Source organism: Pseudomonas asgharzadehiana (assembly GCF_019139815.1).
In the GTDB taxonomy this organism is placed as follows: Bacteria; Pseudomonadota; Gammaproteobacteria; order Pseudomonadales; family Pseudomonadaceae; genus Aquipseudomonas; species Aquipseudomonas asgharzadehiana.
Genome location: NZ_CP077079.1, coordinates 5,750,719 through 5,765,487, shown reverse-complemented (window position 1 = coordinate 5,765,487; position 14,769 = coordinate 5,750,719). Strand labels below are relative to the sequence as shown.

At 61.6% G+C, this 14,769-nt stretch carries 13 protein-coding genes; 5 read left to right on the top strand and 8 right to left on the bottom strand.

The genetic code is table 11. The features are described 5' to 3' along the window. Window positions 1–180 precede the first annotated feature (180 nt). From KSS96_RS26240 to KSS96_RS26230, 3 genes are all read left to right on the top strand, one after another. On the top strand, window positions 181–1,470 hold the full coding sequence (locus KSS96_RS26240; protein ID WP_217855486.1) for a GGDEF domain-containing protein: 1,290 nt from the start codon (window positions 181–183) through the stop codon (window positions 1,468–1,470). A gap of 90 nt (window positions 1,471–1,560) precedes the next feature. Then, window positions 1,561–3,333: an acyl-CoA dehydrogenase C-terminal domain-containing protein gene (locus KSS96_RS26235; protein WP_065879372.1), complete on the top strand. Its 1,773-nt coding sequence runs from the start codon at window positions 1,561–1,563 to the stop codon at window positions 3,331–3,333. Window positions 3,334–3,452: 119 nt separating this feature from the next. After that, a complete protein-coding gene (locus KSS96_RS26230) occupies window positions 3,453–5,231 on the top strand; it encodes an acyl-CoA dehydrogenase C-terminal domain-containing protein (protein ID WP_068935649.1) in 1,779 nt (592 codons plus the stop codon). 226 nt (window positions 5,232–5,457) lie between these two features. On the opposite strand, the gene KSS96_RS26225 is transcribed toward KSS96_RS26230, so the two are convergent. Beyond that, the gene (locus KSS96_RS26225; RefSeq protein WP_217855484.1) at window positions 5,458–6,357 is read right to left on the bottom strand and encodes a LysR family transcriptional regulator; all 900 of its coding nucleotides are present in this window, start codon (window positions 6,355–6,357) and stop codon (window positions 5,458–5,460) included. A 197-nt stretch (window positions 6,358–6,554) separates the two neighbouring features. Here KSS96_RS26225 and KSS96_RS26220 point away from each other — a divergent pair, with 197 nt between their 5' ends. Both KSS96_RS26220 and KSS96_RS26215 read left to right on the top strand, forming a co-directional pair. Then, on the top strand, window positions 6,555–7,817 hold the full coding sequence (locus tag KSS96_RS26220) for an aspartate aminotransferase family protein (protein WP_065879374.1): 1,263 nt from the start codon (window positions 6,555–6,557) through the stop codon (window positions 7,815–7,817). A 180-nt stretch (window positions 7,818–7,997) separates the two neighbouring features. Next, window positions 7,998–8,156 (top strand): YqaE/Pmp3 family membrane protein, encoded by a 159-nt coding sequence (locus tag KSS96_RS26215; RefSeq protein WP_003176503.1) that lies wholly within the window; start codon window positions 7,998–8,000, stop codon window positions 8,154–8,156. Between the two features lie 5 nt (window positions 8,157–8,161). Here KSS96_RS26215 and pqqE read toward each other — a convergent pair whose 3' ends face one another. The 7 genes from pqqE to KSS96_RS26180 all read right to left on the bottom strand — a co-directional run bounded on the left by pqqE (window position 8,162) and on the right by KSS96_RS26180 (window position 14,758). After that, entirely contained in the window at window positions 8,162–9,292 is a 1,131-nt protein-coding gene (pqqE, locus tag KSS96_RS26210) for a pyrroloquinoline quinone biosynthesis protein PqqE (RefSeq protein ID WP_065879375.1), read from the bottom strand. Beyond that, window positions 9,285–9,560 (bottom strand): pyrroloquinoline quinone biosynthesis peptide chaperone PqqD, encoded by a 276-nt coding sequence (gene pqqD / locus KSS96_RS26205; RefSeq protein WP_068935647.1) that lies wholly within the window; start codon window positions 9,558–9,560, stop codon window positions 9,285–9,287. Before pqqD ends, pqqE begins: the two co-directional genes overlap by 8 nt. Then, entirely contained in the window at window positions 9,557–10,309 is a 753-nt protein-coding gene (gene pqqC, locus KSS96_RS26200; RefSeq protein WP_017530789.1) for a pyrroloquinoline-quinone synthase PqqC, read from the bottom strand. Before pqqC ends, pqqD begins: the two co-directional genes overlap by 4 nt. A gap of 11 nt (window positions 10,310–10,320) precedes the next feature. Beyond that, window positions 10,321–11,232, bottom strand: a complete 912-nt coding sequence (gene pqqB / locus KSS96_RS26195; protein ID WP_135196585.1) for a pyrroloquinoline quinone biosynthesis protein PqqB — start codon at window positions 11,230–11,232, stop codon at window positions 10,321–10,323. A 71-nt stretch (window positions 11,233–11,303) separates the two neighbouring features. Beyond that, entirely contained in the window at window positions 11,304–11,378 is a 75-nt protein-coding gene (gene pqqA, locus KSS96_RS26190) for a pyrroloquinoline quinone precursor peptide PqqA (RefSeq protein ID WP_003194766.1), read from the bottom strand. 159 nt (window positions 11,379–11,537) lie between these two features. Beyond that, window positions 11,538–13,904 carry a pyrroloquinoline quinone biosynthesis protein PqqF gene (gene pqqF / locus KSS96_RS26185; RefSeq protein ID WP_217855481.1) on the bottom strand — a complete coding sequence of 789 codons (2,367 nt, stop codon included), beginning with the start codon at window positions 13,902–13,904 and terminating at the stop codon, window positions 11,538–11,540. A 59-nt stretch (window positions 13,905–13,963) separates the two neighbouring features. Next, the gene (locus KSS96_RS26180) at window positions 13,964–14,758 is read right to left on the bottom strand and encodes a carbon-nitrogen hydrolase family protein (protein ID WP_217855479.1); all 795 of its coding nucleotides are present in this window, start codon (window positions 14,756–14,758) and stop codon (window positions 13,964–13,966) included. Window positions 14,759–14,769 lie beyond the last annotated feature (11 nt).

Sequence of the window (14,769 nt, the reverse complement as noted above, 5' to 3'; positions counted from 1 at the left end):
ACAGGGCGGATGGTCCGCTTATTGCCTATTTGGCGCGTGATAAAAAACCATAGCGTTGCGCTCAGGGATTGGGCAAACCGGCCGTTAAAGTAGTGGCAATTTGATACAGGGCAGACAGCTTGTGCTTAACTGTCGGCGTAACGGCATAGTGCCACTATTTTGTAGGTCGGAGTTTTACCCTTGTCACGCGTGTCGGCTGTGCGGTTCAGTCATTTTCTTCCCTCGTTGCTGCTCTTGCTGGCGGGGCTTTCGGCTGCATACGTCAAGGATCTCAACGTCTTCTTCACCTCGCTGTTCAACGTGTTGCCGACCCTGGTGTTGCTGCTCGGCGGTTCGTACTGCGCGGTATACCGGCGCCAGCGTGAGCTGTTCTTGATGATTACCGTGTACGTGGCCTACTTCCTGCTCGATACCCAGACCGATTTCTACCGTGACAACGGCCGCGTGCGCGAAGATGCGGCGGTGGTGTTTCACCTGTGTTGCCTGTTGTTGCCACTGCTGTTCAGCATTTATGCGTTGTGGCAGGAAAAAACCCACCTGTTCCGCGACTTCGTAGCGCGCGGCGCGGTGTTGCTGGCAATAGGCAGCGTAGCGTTGGCCCTTGAGCAAAGTTATCCCCAGGCGCTGTTGAACTGGCTGGCGCAGATCCGCTGGCCGGCGTTGCATGGCAACTGGATGAGCTTGATCCAGCTGTCGTACCCCATGTTCCTGATCGGCTTCCTGACGCTCGCGGCGCAATACTGGTACCAGCCGCGCCCGCTGCATGCGGCGCAATTGGTGGGGGGGCTGGGGCTGTTCTGGATGTTGCCCCAGACGTTCATCCTGCCGTTTACCCTCAATATCATGTGCAGCCAGGTGATGTTGATGATCGCTGCCGGCGTGGCCCATGAGGCCTATCAAATGGCGTTTCGCGATGAGCTGACCGGTTTGCCGGGGCGTCGTGCGCTCAACGAGCGCATGCAACGGCTGGGGCGTAACTATGTGCTGGCGATGACCGACGTCGACCACTTCAAGCGCTTCAACGACACCCATGGCCACGATGTCGGCGACCAAGTGCTGCGCCTGGTGGCGAGCAAATTGTCCCGGGTCAGCGGTGGCGGGCGTGCGTACCGCTATGGCGGTGAAGAGTTTGCCGTGGTGTTTGCCGGCAAGAGCCTGGATGAGTGCATGCCGCACTTGGAGGAAATTCGCGAGATCGTCGCCAATTACGACATCAAGCTGCGCAACTCGGATCGCCCTCAGGATGATAGCCAGGGCCGGCAACGCCGCGCGGGCAGCGGCGCGTCGAGCGTGTCGGTGACGGTCAGCATCGGCGTGGCCGAGCGCCAAGCCGAACAGCGCACCCCTGAAGAAGTGCTCAAGTCCGCCGACCAGGCGCTGTATGCCGCCAAAGGCGCGGGGCGCAACTGTGTGATCGCCGCCGGGCAAACACGGCGTGGCGCGGTGCGCATGGAGAGCGCTGCCGGTTGACTGATGGCGACGTATTCAGCGGTTCTACAGTGATTGTTCGGGGCGCTGGCCGGCAGTAGGTTGATGGCATCTGCTGCCGGAGACATGACCATGCCTGAGTACAAAGCTCCCCTGCGCGACATGCGCTTTTTGATCGACAACGTGTTTGATTTCCACGGCCACTACGCCGCGTTGGGCGCAACCGACGCCAGCCCGGACATGGTCAACGCGATCCTCGAAGAAGGCGCCAAATTTTGCGAGAACGTGCTCTCGCCGCTCAACCGCAGCGGCGATGAAGAAGGCTGCCATTTCGACAATGGCGTGGTCACTACGCCCAGGGGTTTCAAGGAAGCCTTCGCCCAGTATGTCGAGGGCGGCTGGCATGGCGTAGCGGCAGACCCGGCCTACGGCGGCCAGGGTTTGCCGCAGTCGCTGGGCCTGGTGCTCAGTGAGATGATCGGCTCCAGCAACACCTCCTGGGGCATGTACCCGGGGCTGACTCATGGCGCCATGTCGGCGATCCATGCCCACGGCACTGCCGAGCAGAAAGACATCTTCCTGGGCAAGCTCACCGCCGGCGAATGGACCGGCACCATGTGCCTGACCGAAGCCCATTGCGGCACCGACCTGGGCCTGATCAAGACCCGCGCCGTGCCCCAGGCCGATGGCAGCTATGCCGTTACCGGCAGCAAAATCTTCATCTCGGCCGGCGAGCACGACATGAGCGCCAATATCATCCATTTGGTGCTGGCCAAGCTGCCGGATGCGCCGGCCGGCACCAAGGGCATTTCGCTGTTTATCGTGCCCAAGTTCCACGCCGACTCCGGCGAGCGCAACGCGGTGAACTGTGGCGCCATCGAGCACAAGATGGGCATCAAGGCCTCAGCCACTTGCGTGCTGAACTTCGACGGGGCCAAGGGCTTTTTGATTGGCGAGGCCAACAAAGGCCTCAACTGCATGTTCACCATGATGAACCACGCGCGCCTGGGCACCGGCATGCAAGGCCTGTGCAATGGCGAAGCGAGCTTCCAGGGCGCGATAAAATACGCCAATGATCGCCTGCAAATGCGCTCGCTGACCGGCGCCAAGGCCCCGGACAAGGCTGCCGATCCGATCATCGTGCACCCCGACGTGCGACGCATGCTGCTGACCATGAAGGCCTTCAACGAGGGCAACCGCGCACTCACCTATTTCACCGCGCAGCTGCTTGATACCGCGCACCTGAGCAGCGACGCCGGCCAGCGCCAGGAAGCCGAAGACCTGTTGGCGTTCCTCACGCCGATCTGCAAAGCCTTTATGACCGACACCGGGCTGGAAGTGACCAACCATGGCATGCAGGTATTCGGCGGCCACGGCTACATCCGCGAGTGGGGCATGGAGCAACTGGCGCGCGATGCGCGTATCGCGCCGATTTATGAAGGTACCAATGGCATCCAGGCCCTCGACCTGCTGGGGCGCAAGGTGCTGGGCAGCCAGGGCAAGTTGCTGCGCGGGTTTACCAAAATCGTGCATAAGTTTTGCGCCGCGAATGCCGAGCATGCGCAGCTCAAGTCCTATGTGGCGCAGCTTAACCAACTGAACCAGCAATGGGGCGAGTTGACCAGCCAGGTCGGTATGGCCGCGATGAAGAATCCGGATGAAGTAGGCGCCGCCGCGGTGGATTACTTGATGTACAGCGGTTACATCATCCTCGCCTACCTGTGGCTGCGCATGGCGATTGCGGCGCAGGGCCACGGCGATGCCGAGTTCGCCAAGGCCAAGCTGGCCACCTGTGAGTTTTACTTCAAGCGCCTGTTGCCGCGTACCGCGACCCATCGCGCCGCGGTGGAAGCGGGCAGTGAATGCCTGATGAGTCTGTCTGCGGCGGCGTTTATGCTGGAGTGACTTAAAAATACCAGCTAGTCACAAGTGGACCCTATGTGTCTGAAAAGTTGTTCGGGTACACTCGGAGCCTGTAAAACAGATCCTATCGAATCACTTTTCACGTTCTCACGAGGTTTGCCATGGCTGATTACAAAGCGCCGCTGCGTGATATGCGCTTCGTCCTCAACGAAGTGTTTGAGGTTGCCGCTACCTGGGCCCAATTGCCGGCGTTGGCAGACACCGTTGACGCCGATACTGTCGAGGCGATTCTCGAAGAGGCCGGCAAAGTGACCGCCAAATCCATCGCGCCGCTCAGCCGCGGTGGCGATGAGCAGGGTTGCCGTTGGGACAACACCGCCGTGTTTACCCCGGACGGTTTCCCACAGGCCTACAAAACCTACGCCGAAGGCGGCTGGGTGGGCGTAGGCGGTGATCCTTCGTTTGGCGGCATGGGCATGCCCAAGGCGGTGTCGGCGCAAGTTGAAGAGATGATCAACTCGTCGAGCCTGGCGTTCGGGCTTTACCCGATGCTGACCTCCGGCGCCTGTGTGTCGATCGCTACCCACGCCAGCGAGGAACTCAAGGCGGCCTACCTGCCGAAGATGTATTCCGGCGAGTGGGCCGGCTCCATGTGCCTGACCGAGGCCCATGCCGGTACCGACCTGGGGATGATCCGCACAAAAGCCGAACCTCAGGCGGACGGTTCCTACACCGTCAGCGGGACCAAGATTTTTATCACCGGCGGCGAACACGATCTCACCGACAACATCATCCACCTGGTGCTGGCCAAGTTGCCGGACGCGCCGGCAGGTCCAAAGGGTATCTCGTTGTTCCTGGTACCGAAGTTCATGGTCAATGCCGACGGCAGCCTGGGCGCACGTAACCCGGTGAGCTGTGGCTCCATCGAGCACAAGATGGGTATCCAGGCCTCTGCGACCTGCGTGATGAACTTCGACGCAGCCGTGGGTTACCTGGTGGGCGAGCCGAACCGTGGGTTGGCGGCGATGTTCACCATGATGAACTACGAGCGTCTGGGTGTGGGTATCCAGGGCCTGGCTTCCGGCGAACGCTCTTACCAGAACGCCATTGACTATGCGCGTGACCGTCTGCAGAGCCGCTCCCCGCTGGGGGCTCAGGCGAAAGACAAAGCGGCCGACCCGATCATCGTGCACCCCGACGTGCGGCGCATGTTGCTGACCATGAAAGCTTCGAACGAAGGGGGCCGGGCGTTCTCCACCTACGTGGCGACGCAGTTGGACATCGCCAAGTTCAGCGACGACGCCGCTGCCCGCGAACGTGCGGATAACCTGGTGGCGTTGCTGACGCCGGTGGCCAAGGCGTTCCTGACCGACCTGGGCCTGGAAACCACTGTGCTCGGCCAACAAGTGTTCGGCGGTCACGGCTACATCCGTGAGTGGGGTCAGGAGCAATTGGTGCGTGATGTGCGCATCACCCAAATCTACGAAGGCACCAACGGCATCCAGGCCCTGGACTTGATGGGGCGCAAGATCGTCGGCAGCGGCGGCGCGTTCTACCGCGTGTTCGCCGATGAGATCCGTCAGTTCATCGCAGGCGCGGGCGCCGAATTGGCCGAGTTCACCCAGCCGCTGAGCGCGGCGGTCGACAACCTGGACGAACTGACGGCCTGGGTGCTGGATCGCGCCAAGGCCAATCCGAACGAAATCGGCGCGGCTTCGGTGGAGTATTTGCATGCGTTTGGCTACGTGGCATACGCCTACATGTGGGCGCGCATGGCCAAGGCTGCCGTGGGCAAAGAAGAGGAAGATGACTTCTACGCCAGCAAGCTGGGCACGGCACGGTTCTACTTTGCCCGCCTGTTGCCACGTATTCACTCGCTGATCGCGTCGGTAAAAGCCGGTAGTGAATCGCTGTTTTTGCTGGATGAAGCCCTGTTTTAAGGGCTCGGAGGGCGTGTAAGCATTCTCTTACATGACGTGCTGCTAATCGTCCTCTATCGCCACATTGGATCCACGGATAATCTACTTCACATGGACGTCGCGCAGGAAGCGCAAAGCAACAACACGGACACGTAGGATTCTGCCAGGAAGGCGGAGTGAAATGGATGTCAGGGAAACAGTCTGCAAAGCCCCGCTTCGGCGGGGTTTTCTTTTGCCCGCGAAAAAGTCAGGCGGGTGCCTGCGGCGCGTTCATCACGTCTTCCAGCAAGGTGCGCAGCAATGCCAGCGTCGCCTGTTGACGCTGCACATCGCGGCATACCAGGCCGACTTTCAACGGCACCCTCGGCTCACTCAACGGTTTCCACAGCAGCGACTGGCTGTTGTGTTCATCCTGTGAGCGCCCCGGCAGCACCGTGGCCAATCGGGTGTTGGGCAGGCTGTCGAGAATACCCACCATGGTATTGAGTTCTGCCTGCACCTGCGGCCGCCGCCCCAGGTTGGCGAGTTGCCCCTGCCAGATCTGCCTGATCTGAAACTCTTCCCCCAGCAGCAACATCGGCAACTCGGCGGCTTGTTTCAGCGAGACTTTCTTGAATTCGCGCAGGGGATGGTCGTCGGGGATGACCACCTTCAGCTCGTCTTCGTACAGCAGCACGCCGTGTAACCCCGGTTGACGTGGCGGCAGATAGCTGATGCCGATGTCCAGTGAACCGTTGAGCAACCGCCGCTCAATCTCAATACCGGTCAATTCGTAGATCTGCACCACCAGGTGCGGCTGGGCCTTGCGCACACGCTCAAGCATTTGCGGCACCAGGCTGGTGTGCACGGTTTGCAGCACGCCGATGGCCAAGGTGCTCAACGCCTGGCCCTTGAAGTTGCGCAACGCCTCGACGGCCTGCTGCATGCCGTCAATCAACGGCAACGCGTGGTTGTACAAGGTGTGGGCCGCAAGTGTCGGCAATAGCCGCTTGCTGCTGCGTTCGAACAGGCTCACATCCAGGTTCTGCTCCAACTGGCGGATCTGTTGCGACAAGGCCGGTTGGGAGATCGACAGACGTTCCGCGGCACGGCCCACATGGCCTTCTTCGTACACCGCGACGAAATAACGCAGTTGCTTGAAATCCATAAGTCTTTCTTATCGAAAAAGCAGGAAAATCGAAATGGCCGATGGCCCCCGAGATGGCTAGTCTAGCGCCTATTCGCAGGGCTTACAGGGCCGGATCGGGCAATGAACAGTGTTTGTGTTGATAGCGTTTACATAGGCAAGACAGAAAACCCACAGCGGGTGTTCGTACCAGGCTCGATTGCTATCGGGGTGGATCTGTGAATCTGTTCACTAGGCGTCGCCCCACGCCCAGCCTGGATGACTTGGTTATGGACGCAGCGGGTGACGTGACCAGTGAATCCTTGATGCCTACCGTGGCACGGCCGCCACACGTGTTTTTGCGTGGCCAGGGTTCCTGGTTGTGGGACAGCGACGACCGCGCTTACCTGGACTTCAGCCAGGGCAATGGCGCGAACAGCCTCGGCCATAGCCCGCAGGTATTGATCCGCGCCCTCGGTGAACAGACCCAAGCACTGATCAACCCCGGCATGGGCCTGCATAACCGCACCCAGCTCAATCTCGTCGAGCGTTTGTGCCACCGCACCGGCAGCGACCAGGCCTACCTGCTCAACAGCGGCGCCGAAGCCTGTGAAGCGGCGATCAAGTTGGCGCGCAAATGGGGCCAACTGCATCGCGGCGGCGCATACCGCATTATCAGCGCCAGCAACGGTTGCCATGGCCGCAGCTTCGCGACGCTGGCGGCCTCGGCGGGCGCCTTGGAAAACCGCTTCGAACCCCAATTACCCGGCTTTACCCACGTGCCATTCAACGATCTGCCGGCGCTGCATGCCGCCGTCGATGCGCAAACCGTGGCGATCATGCTTGAGCCGCTCCAGGGCGTCGGCGTCATTCCCGCCACCGAGCATTACTTGAAGGGCGTCGAGCGGCTGTGCCGTGAACTGGGGATCCTGCTGATTCTTGACGAAGTGCAAACCGGCCTTGGCCGTTGCGGGACGTTACTTGCCGAGCAGCAGTACGGCGTGCGCGCCGACATCATCACCCTCGGTAAAGGCCTGGGCGGCGGCGTGCCCTTGGCGGCACTGTTGGCACGCGGCAAGGCGTGCTGCTTTGAAGTGGGTGAGTTGGACGGCACCCATCATGGCAACGCGCTGATGGCATCGGCCGGCGCGGCGGTGCTCGACACGGTGCTGGAGCACGGCTTTCTCGAGCATGTGCGCGAGTCCGGCGTTTATCTGGGCGAAGGGCTGGCGCGCCTGGCTTACCGCTACGATCACGGCCAACTGCGCGGCCAAGGCCTGATATGGGGCTTGACGTTGTCGGAGGATTCAGCACATGCCGTGGTAAAAGCCGCGCTGCACGAAGGCCTGATCCTCACCGCGCCGCAACCCGACTGCCTGCGCTTGACCCCCGCGCTGACGGTGAGCAAAAGCAACATCGACGAAATGCTCCTGCGCCTGGCCCGCGCCTTCTCCCGCGTACGCACCGCGCAGCTGCAATGCCGCAAGGGCATCGCCGTTTAACCTGTTATTCCTGAACCGTCTCGCGGTATACGCGGCGCCTCCAGCCTGACTCTTTTGGCTGGGGGCGTTTTTTTATGCTTATTGCGGGATGGCGCAATGCCAGAACTCACTGAACCCTCACGAGCCCCCAAGGTCGATTAGCTACACGGCTCACACGAGCCGATTTTATGGAGCTGACCCATGGATTTCATTCGTATCATCATCGCTATTCTGCTGCCGCCACTGGGTGTGTTCCTGCAAGTAGGCTTCGGCGGCGCGTTCTGGCTGAATATTCTGCTGACCTTGTGCGGTTACTTCCCTGGCATCATCCATGCGGTGTACATCATCGCCAAGCGCTGAGGCCCTTAGCCTTTTGCGATGAGCCGTGAGTTGCGCTCATTGCGAAAGGCCAGTTGCTCGATGCTCAGGCTGGCGTGCTCGGCGTCTTCCCGCGCTTGCAGGATGATGCCGTGGTGTTCGGACTTGCTGCACACGGGGTCGGCATTGCTGGCGTCGCCCGTGAGCATGAAGGCCTGGCAACGGCAGCCGCCGAAGTCCTTTTCCTTTTCGTCGCATGAACGGCATGGCTCGGGCATCCAGTCGTAGCCGCGAAAGCGATTGAAGCCAAAGGAGTCGTACCAGATGTGCTGCATGCTGTGGTCGCGCACATTGGGAAACTGCACCGGCATTTGTCGGGCTCCGTGGCAGGGCAGGGCGGTGCCGTCCGGTGTGACCGTCAGAAAAATACTGCCCCAGCCGTTCATGCAGGCTTTGGGGCGCTCCTCGTAGTAATCCGGGGTCACAAAGATCAGTTTGCACGGGTGGCCTTGCGCTTCGAGCTTTGCGCGGTATTCGTTGGTGATGCGTTCGGCACGCACCAACTGTTCTTTGGTGGGCAATAAACCCACGCGATTGAGCTGCGCCCAGCCGTAGAACTGGCAGGTGGCAAGCTCGACGAAGTCCGCTTCCAGCGCGATGCACAGCTCGATGATGCGGTCGATCTTGTCGATATTGTGCCGATGGGTGACGAAGTTCAGCACCATCGGGTAGCCGTGGGCTTTCACCGCCCGGGCCATTTCCAGCTTTTGCGCGAAGGCTTTTTTCGAGCCGGCCAGCAGGTTGTTCACCTGCTCGTCGCTGGCCTGGAAGCTGATCTGGATATGGTCCAGGCCGGCCTTCTTGAAGTCGCTGATTTTCTGCTCGGTCAGGCCGATGCCGGAGGTGATCAGGTTGGTGTAGAAGCCCAGCTTGCGCGCCTCGGCGATCAACTCCGCGAGGTCCTGGCGCACCAGCGGTTCACCGCCGGAAAAACCCAACTGCGCGGCGCCCATTTCGCGGGCTTCACGAAACACCTTGATCCACTGCTCGGTGCTCAGCTCTTTGCCCTGCTCGGCGAAATCCAGCGGGTTGGAGCAGTAAGGGCACTGCAACGGGCAGCGGTAGGTCAGCTCGGCCAACAGCCACAAGGGCAGGCCGATGGCTGGCTTTTCAGGCAAGGGTAATCCAGTGCTCAGCACGGGCGACCTCCATGAATTGCTCGATGTCGTCACCGAGCTCAGACACACCAGGAAATTGTTGGTCCAGTTTGGCGATGATCGCCGCTACGTCGCGCTCGCCATCGATCAAGCCGCCGATCAACGCGGCACTGTCGTTGAGCTTGATCATGCCTTCGGGGTAGAGCAATACATGGCCTTTTTGCGCCGGCTCGTACTGGTAACGATAGCCCTGGCGCCAGGTCGGTATTTTGCTGCGATCAAAGCTCATAGGGCGATCCCTTTATGCCAGACCCGCTGCTCGGTCACGCTGTGATAGGGCGGGCGTTTGAGTTCATAGGCCATGCTCATGGCGTCGAGCATGCTCCACAGGATGTCCAGTTTGAACTGGAGAATTTCCAGCATGCGGTCCTGGCCTTCACGGGTGGTGTAGTGCTGCAGGGTGATCGCCAAGCCGTGTTCAACATCGCGACGGGCCTGGCCCAGGCGGGTGCGAAAGTACTCGTAGCCGGTCGGGTCGATCCACGGGTAATGCTGTGGCCAGCTGTCGAGGCGCGATTGGTGGATCTGCGGCGCGAACAGCTCGGTCAGCGAACTGCTGGCAGCTTCCTGCCAACTGGCGCGACGGGCAAAGTTGACGTAGGCATCCACCGCAAAACGCACGCCGGGCAGCACCAGTTCCTGGGAGCGCAGTTGGTCCGGGTCGAGACCGACGGCCTGGCCCAGGCGCAACCAGGCTTCGATGCCGCCGTCTTCTCCGGGCGCGCCGTCATGGTCGAGCAGGCGCTGGATCCATTCGCGACGGATCTCGCGGTCCGGGCAGTTGGCCAGGATCGCGGCGTCTTTCAGGGGAATGTTTACCTGATAGTAGAAGCGGTTGGCGACCCAGCCCTGGATCTGTTCGCGGCTGGCGCGGCCTTCATACATCGCCACGTGGTACGGGTGGTGAATATGGTAGAAGGCGCCCTTGGCCCGCAAGGCCGCTTCGAACTCGGCGGGCGTCAGCGGTGTGTCAGTCATTTGCGTTGCTCCTACAGTTCAATGCTCATGCCGTCGTAAGCCACTTCGACATTGCGCCGCGCCAGCTCTGCCCGCTCGGGGGAGTCTTCATCGAGGATCGGGTTGGTGTTGTTGATGTGGATAAGCACCTTGCGTTGCGCCGGTAGCTGCTCAAGCACTTCGAGCATGCCGCCGGGGCCGTTCTGCGCCAGGTGGCCCATCTCGCGCCCGGTGCGGGTGCCGACGCCCCGGCGCTGCATTTCATCGTCGTCCCACATCGTGCCGTCCACCAGCAGGCAGTCGCTGCCGGCCATGATCTCCAGCAATGGCGCGTCGACCTTGCCCAGCCCCGGGGCATAGAACAGTTTGCCGCCGGTGCGCAGGTCTTCGACGATCAGGCCGATATTGTCGCCCGGGTGCGGGTCGAAGCGGTGCGGCGAGTAGGGCGGTGCGGCGCTGCGCAGCGGTAGCGGGGTGAAACGCAGGTTCGGGCAGGCGGGGATGCTGAAGCTGGCGTCCAGCTCGATGCGGTTCCAGGCCAGGCCGCCGTTCCAGTGAGTGAGCATGGTGAACAGCGGGAAACCGGTGCTCAGGTCTTCATGGACCATGTCGGTGCACCACACCTGGTGCGGGCAGCCTTCGCGCAGGCTCAACAGGCCGGTGGTGTGGTCGATCTGGCTGTCCATCAGGATGATCGCGCCGATGCCGGTATCGCGCAGCGCACGGCCGGGTTGCATCGGCGCAAACGCTTGCAGTTGCGCGCGAATATCCGGGGAGGCGTTGCACAGCACCCAATTCACGCCGTCGTCGGAGATCGCGATGGACGACTGGGTACGCGCCTGCGCCCGCAGGCTGCCGTCACGAAAACCTGCGCAGTTCACGCAGTTGCAATTCCACTGTGGGAAACCACCGCCGGCGGCAGAACCTAGAATCTGGACAAACATGATTGCTCCATCACGCAAAGCTCAAAACAAAAACGCCCCGGGCGAACCGAGGCGTTGTATTACCCAGCGGATTAACGGCTGGCGAAGTACATGGTGACTTCGAAGCCGATGCGCAGATCAGTGTAAGCAGGTTTGGACCAAGTCATATTCTTACTCCTACGAAGGGATGGGACGTTTACTACCAAGTAATACATATAGTCCACCTCCAGCTGGAGATGTTCAGATGTTCGCCCGGGAATGTTACGCAATTCTAATCAAGTTAGCGCTGTCTTGGTGGAAAAAGCCTATTGCAGCGTAGGCAATGATCAGCCCGCTGGTTTCCACCCGTCACCGGTGTGCGAACCGTTGGCCACACAGCGCCAGCCGCCTTGGGCATCGTTCAGTTGCTGGGCGGCGAGTAAAAGCTCATCAACGCCGCAGCTTTGGATCAACGCCTGAAGGCGCGCCAGATAATCCGACGGGTGGCCCGCCAGATGCGCGTGCCATAGCCATTCAGCGGCTTGGGTCATCGACAGCACCTGAGGCGAGAACTGCTGCGCCAGTGCCAGGTTGCCCGCGTTTGCGCGGCTGCGGACCAGCGCCGGCAATTGCGTCAGAAATGTCTGAAGGTGCGCAACGATCCCCTCAAGGGGCACGCTCGGGGATTGCACGCCAAACAGCAGGCCGGTTTGCCCGTTGATCTGTCGGATACCGCTGAATACGGCGTAGCCCACTTGCAGTTCGACCCGCAGGCGTTGGTAGAACGGCCCCTGGAGAATATGACCGAGCAGGCGCCACGCGGCTTCGTCCGCCAGGGCTTGGCTGGGTGTTGGGCAAAACAGCAGTAAGGCGGCTTCGGTGGAGTCGGTTTTTACCTCATGCCACACGCGTTGGCCGCTGAGGTCTTGGTGTGTGTGCTCCAGGCTGGTGGGTTGGCCCGGCAGGCGAGCGGCGGCGGACTTGAGCGCCGCTTCGCACGCGGCGGGAAAACCCAGACCGAGGCCATGCCAGCGGGCGGTGCTCCATGCGGCGGGCTGTTCGCCGGGGGCGAAATGGCTTGCGGCGCAGCACGCCGGTAACGCCTTGAGCAGTTCGCGAATGGCCATCATGGGCGTCGGAACGAGAGGCGCCTCCTGGGGCTGATTCAGGCGCTGGGCCAAGGCTTCGAGGATGGCCGGCATCGGCTCGTGCAGCCCGATTATTTTCAGCAGCCATTCATTGCCGGCGGTTTCGAAAGACAGCTCGACGCCTGCTTGGTGAGCGCTCTCCCGCACGGCTTGCATAGTGCTTTCTAGTGCGGGCGCCGCGCATTCGAACTGCCAGCGCAGGTACAGCGCACCTTCACCGCTGCTATCCGCCAGCGCCTGGCTGAACGTCGGCGCCGCTACCTCTCGACGCCCTCGGGAACGATCCTGGGCAAAAGTACGTAAGCCTCGATGCGCGCTGGTTTGGCCGCGAATCAGGCCCGCGCGTTCTTCCTTGATCGGCGGCCGTAGGAACGGGTTGTTCGGGGGGAGTTGCCAAGGGTGCCTGGAGGGCGGCAGGTGCAGCGAATCGAGCATGGCCTTGAGCGCTGTGGCGCCCTGCTCCGAAAGGTCTTCGCTGTCGTTTCGGGCCAATGCCAGGGCGTCCTGGACCTGTGGTTGGCGAGCATTCAGCAGGGCGAACTCTTCGCGCAGTGGCGTCCAGTCGCTGTGTGCGAAAAAGCTCAGCCAATCATGTAGCAGCGCCTGAATCTGTGTCGCCGGTTCGCCTTGAGTGCTGCGCGTGATAACGATATCCAGCAGCGCTTGCCCGGCGAAGTGGTACGGCGCCGACGCCTGCACTGCGGTGGCCAGCCCGCGTGTTTTCAGCTCGGCGAGCAGGCCGCCGGGCGCCGGGGCATTGAGCCAGGTACACAAAAAATCCAGTGCTTCACGCGATGCCTCGCAGGCGATGACGTGGTGCCAATGCGGGCTGGCGCCAGGTTGGCAGCTATATGCCTGGCCCTGCATCAAGGCAGGCGGAACGGCTTGGGGATGCCAAGGCCCTGACGTCAGCTGCTCGCTGAACCGCTGTGCCAGGGCTTCGAGCTCTACCAGTGACTGCGGGCCGGCAAGGCTCAAGGTCATCTGCCCGCTCTGATAGAAATGTGCATGGAATTCGCGCAGCGCTTGCTGAAAGGTCTCCCGCTCCACCGGTAGCGTGTCGCGGTTGCCCGCGTGAAAGCCACGCAGCGGATGGTCCGCCGCCAAGCCTTCAAACACCGCCACCTGCTGTTGAGCCTTGGCATCCTGGGACCAGGCCACGAATTCCGCGTGCAGCACTTCGCGCTCGCGCAGTTGATCGTCCAACGCCAGGCGCGGATGAGTCAGCATGTCTGCCAACCGATCCAGCCCATCGGCGAAGGTCGGCACAGGCAGTTCGAAGAAAAAGTCCGTGGTGCGTTCGCGGGTGCTGGCGTTCACTTGCCCACCGTGACGTTGCACGAAGGCCATCAACCCTTCGCCCGTGGGAAAGCGCTGAGTACCGAGAAACAACAAGTGCTCAAGAAAATGCGCCAGGCCCGGCCAGGCTAACGGCACGTCATGGCTGCCGGCAGCGACCTTTAACGCTGCGGCGCAACGCTTCAAGCGCGGCGCATGTCGCAGGGAAACCCGCAGGCCATTGGCCAGGGTCAGGTGCTGGGGGTGAGGGTGGGCCGGCGCAGACATGGGCACTTCCGAAACGTAGGAGGTGGCTATGCTAACAAACCGTCGGCAAACCCGCAGGCTCAGGGCTTGGTCAGCGCGCCGTACAGGTCGGGGCGACGGTCTTGCAGGTAGTCGTTGGCGGCGCGGGCGTCGAGGATCGCTTGGTGCTCCAGCGTGCCGACAATCAAGGCTTCATCCAGGCTGGCCAGGGCGATTTGCTGGCCATTCGGCGCGGCAATGCTGCTTTGCCCGCAGTAGTGAATCTCATCTTCGTGCCCGCAATAATTGGCGTAGGCCACGTAGCATTGGTTTTCAAAGGCCCGCGCCCTCACGGTGACGTCAGCGACAAAGTCGAACGGCACCATGTTGGCGGTAGGCACCAGGATCAGCTCGGCTCCGGCCAGTGCCAGGCGCCGGGTGTTTTCCGGGAACTCCAGGTCATAGCAGATCAGCAATCCCAGGGTCCATCCGTTGAGGTTAACCAGTGGGAAGTCACCGTCGCCGGCGCTGAACATCGAGTGATCCAGGTCGCCAAACAGGTGGGTCTTGCGGTAGTTACACAGGCGCTGCCCGTGGGTGTCGATCAACTGCGCGGCGTTGTAGATCTGCCCATCCTCAGCCCGCTCCGGGTAGCCGTACAGAATGGCCAGCCCGGCGCTTTGCGCGATCTCGGCAATGGTTTGCGCAGCGTTCCCATCCTGCGCCTCGGCCAAGGCGCCGACTGCTTCAGCGCCGATGTTGTAACCGGTTAGAAACATCTCCGGCAGCACCAGCACATCGGCGCCGGTGGCCTCATGCGCCACCTTGTGCAGGCGCTCGAGGTTAGCGGCCACGTCCAGCGGTAGCGGCGGGCATTGGTACAGGGCGACACGCATGGCGTAACTCC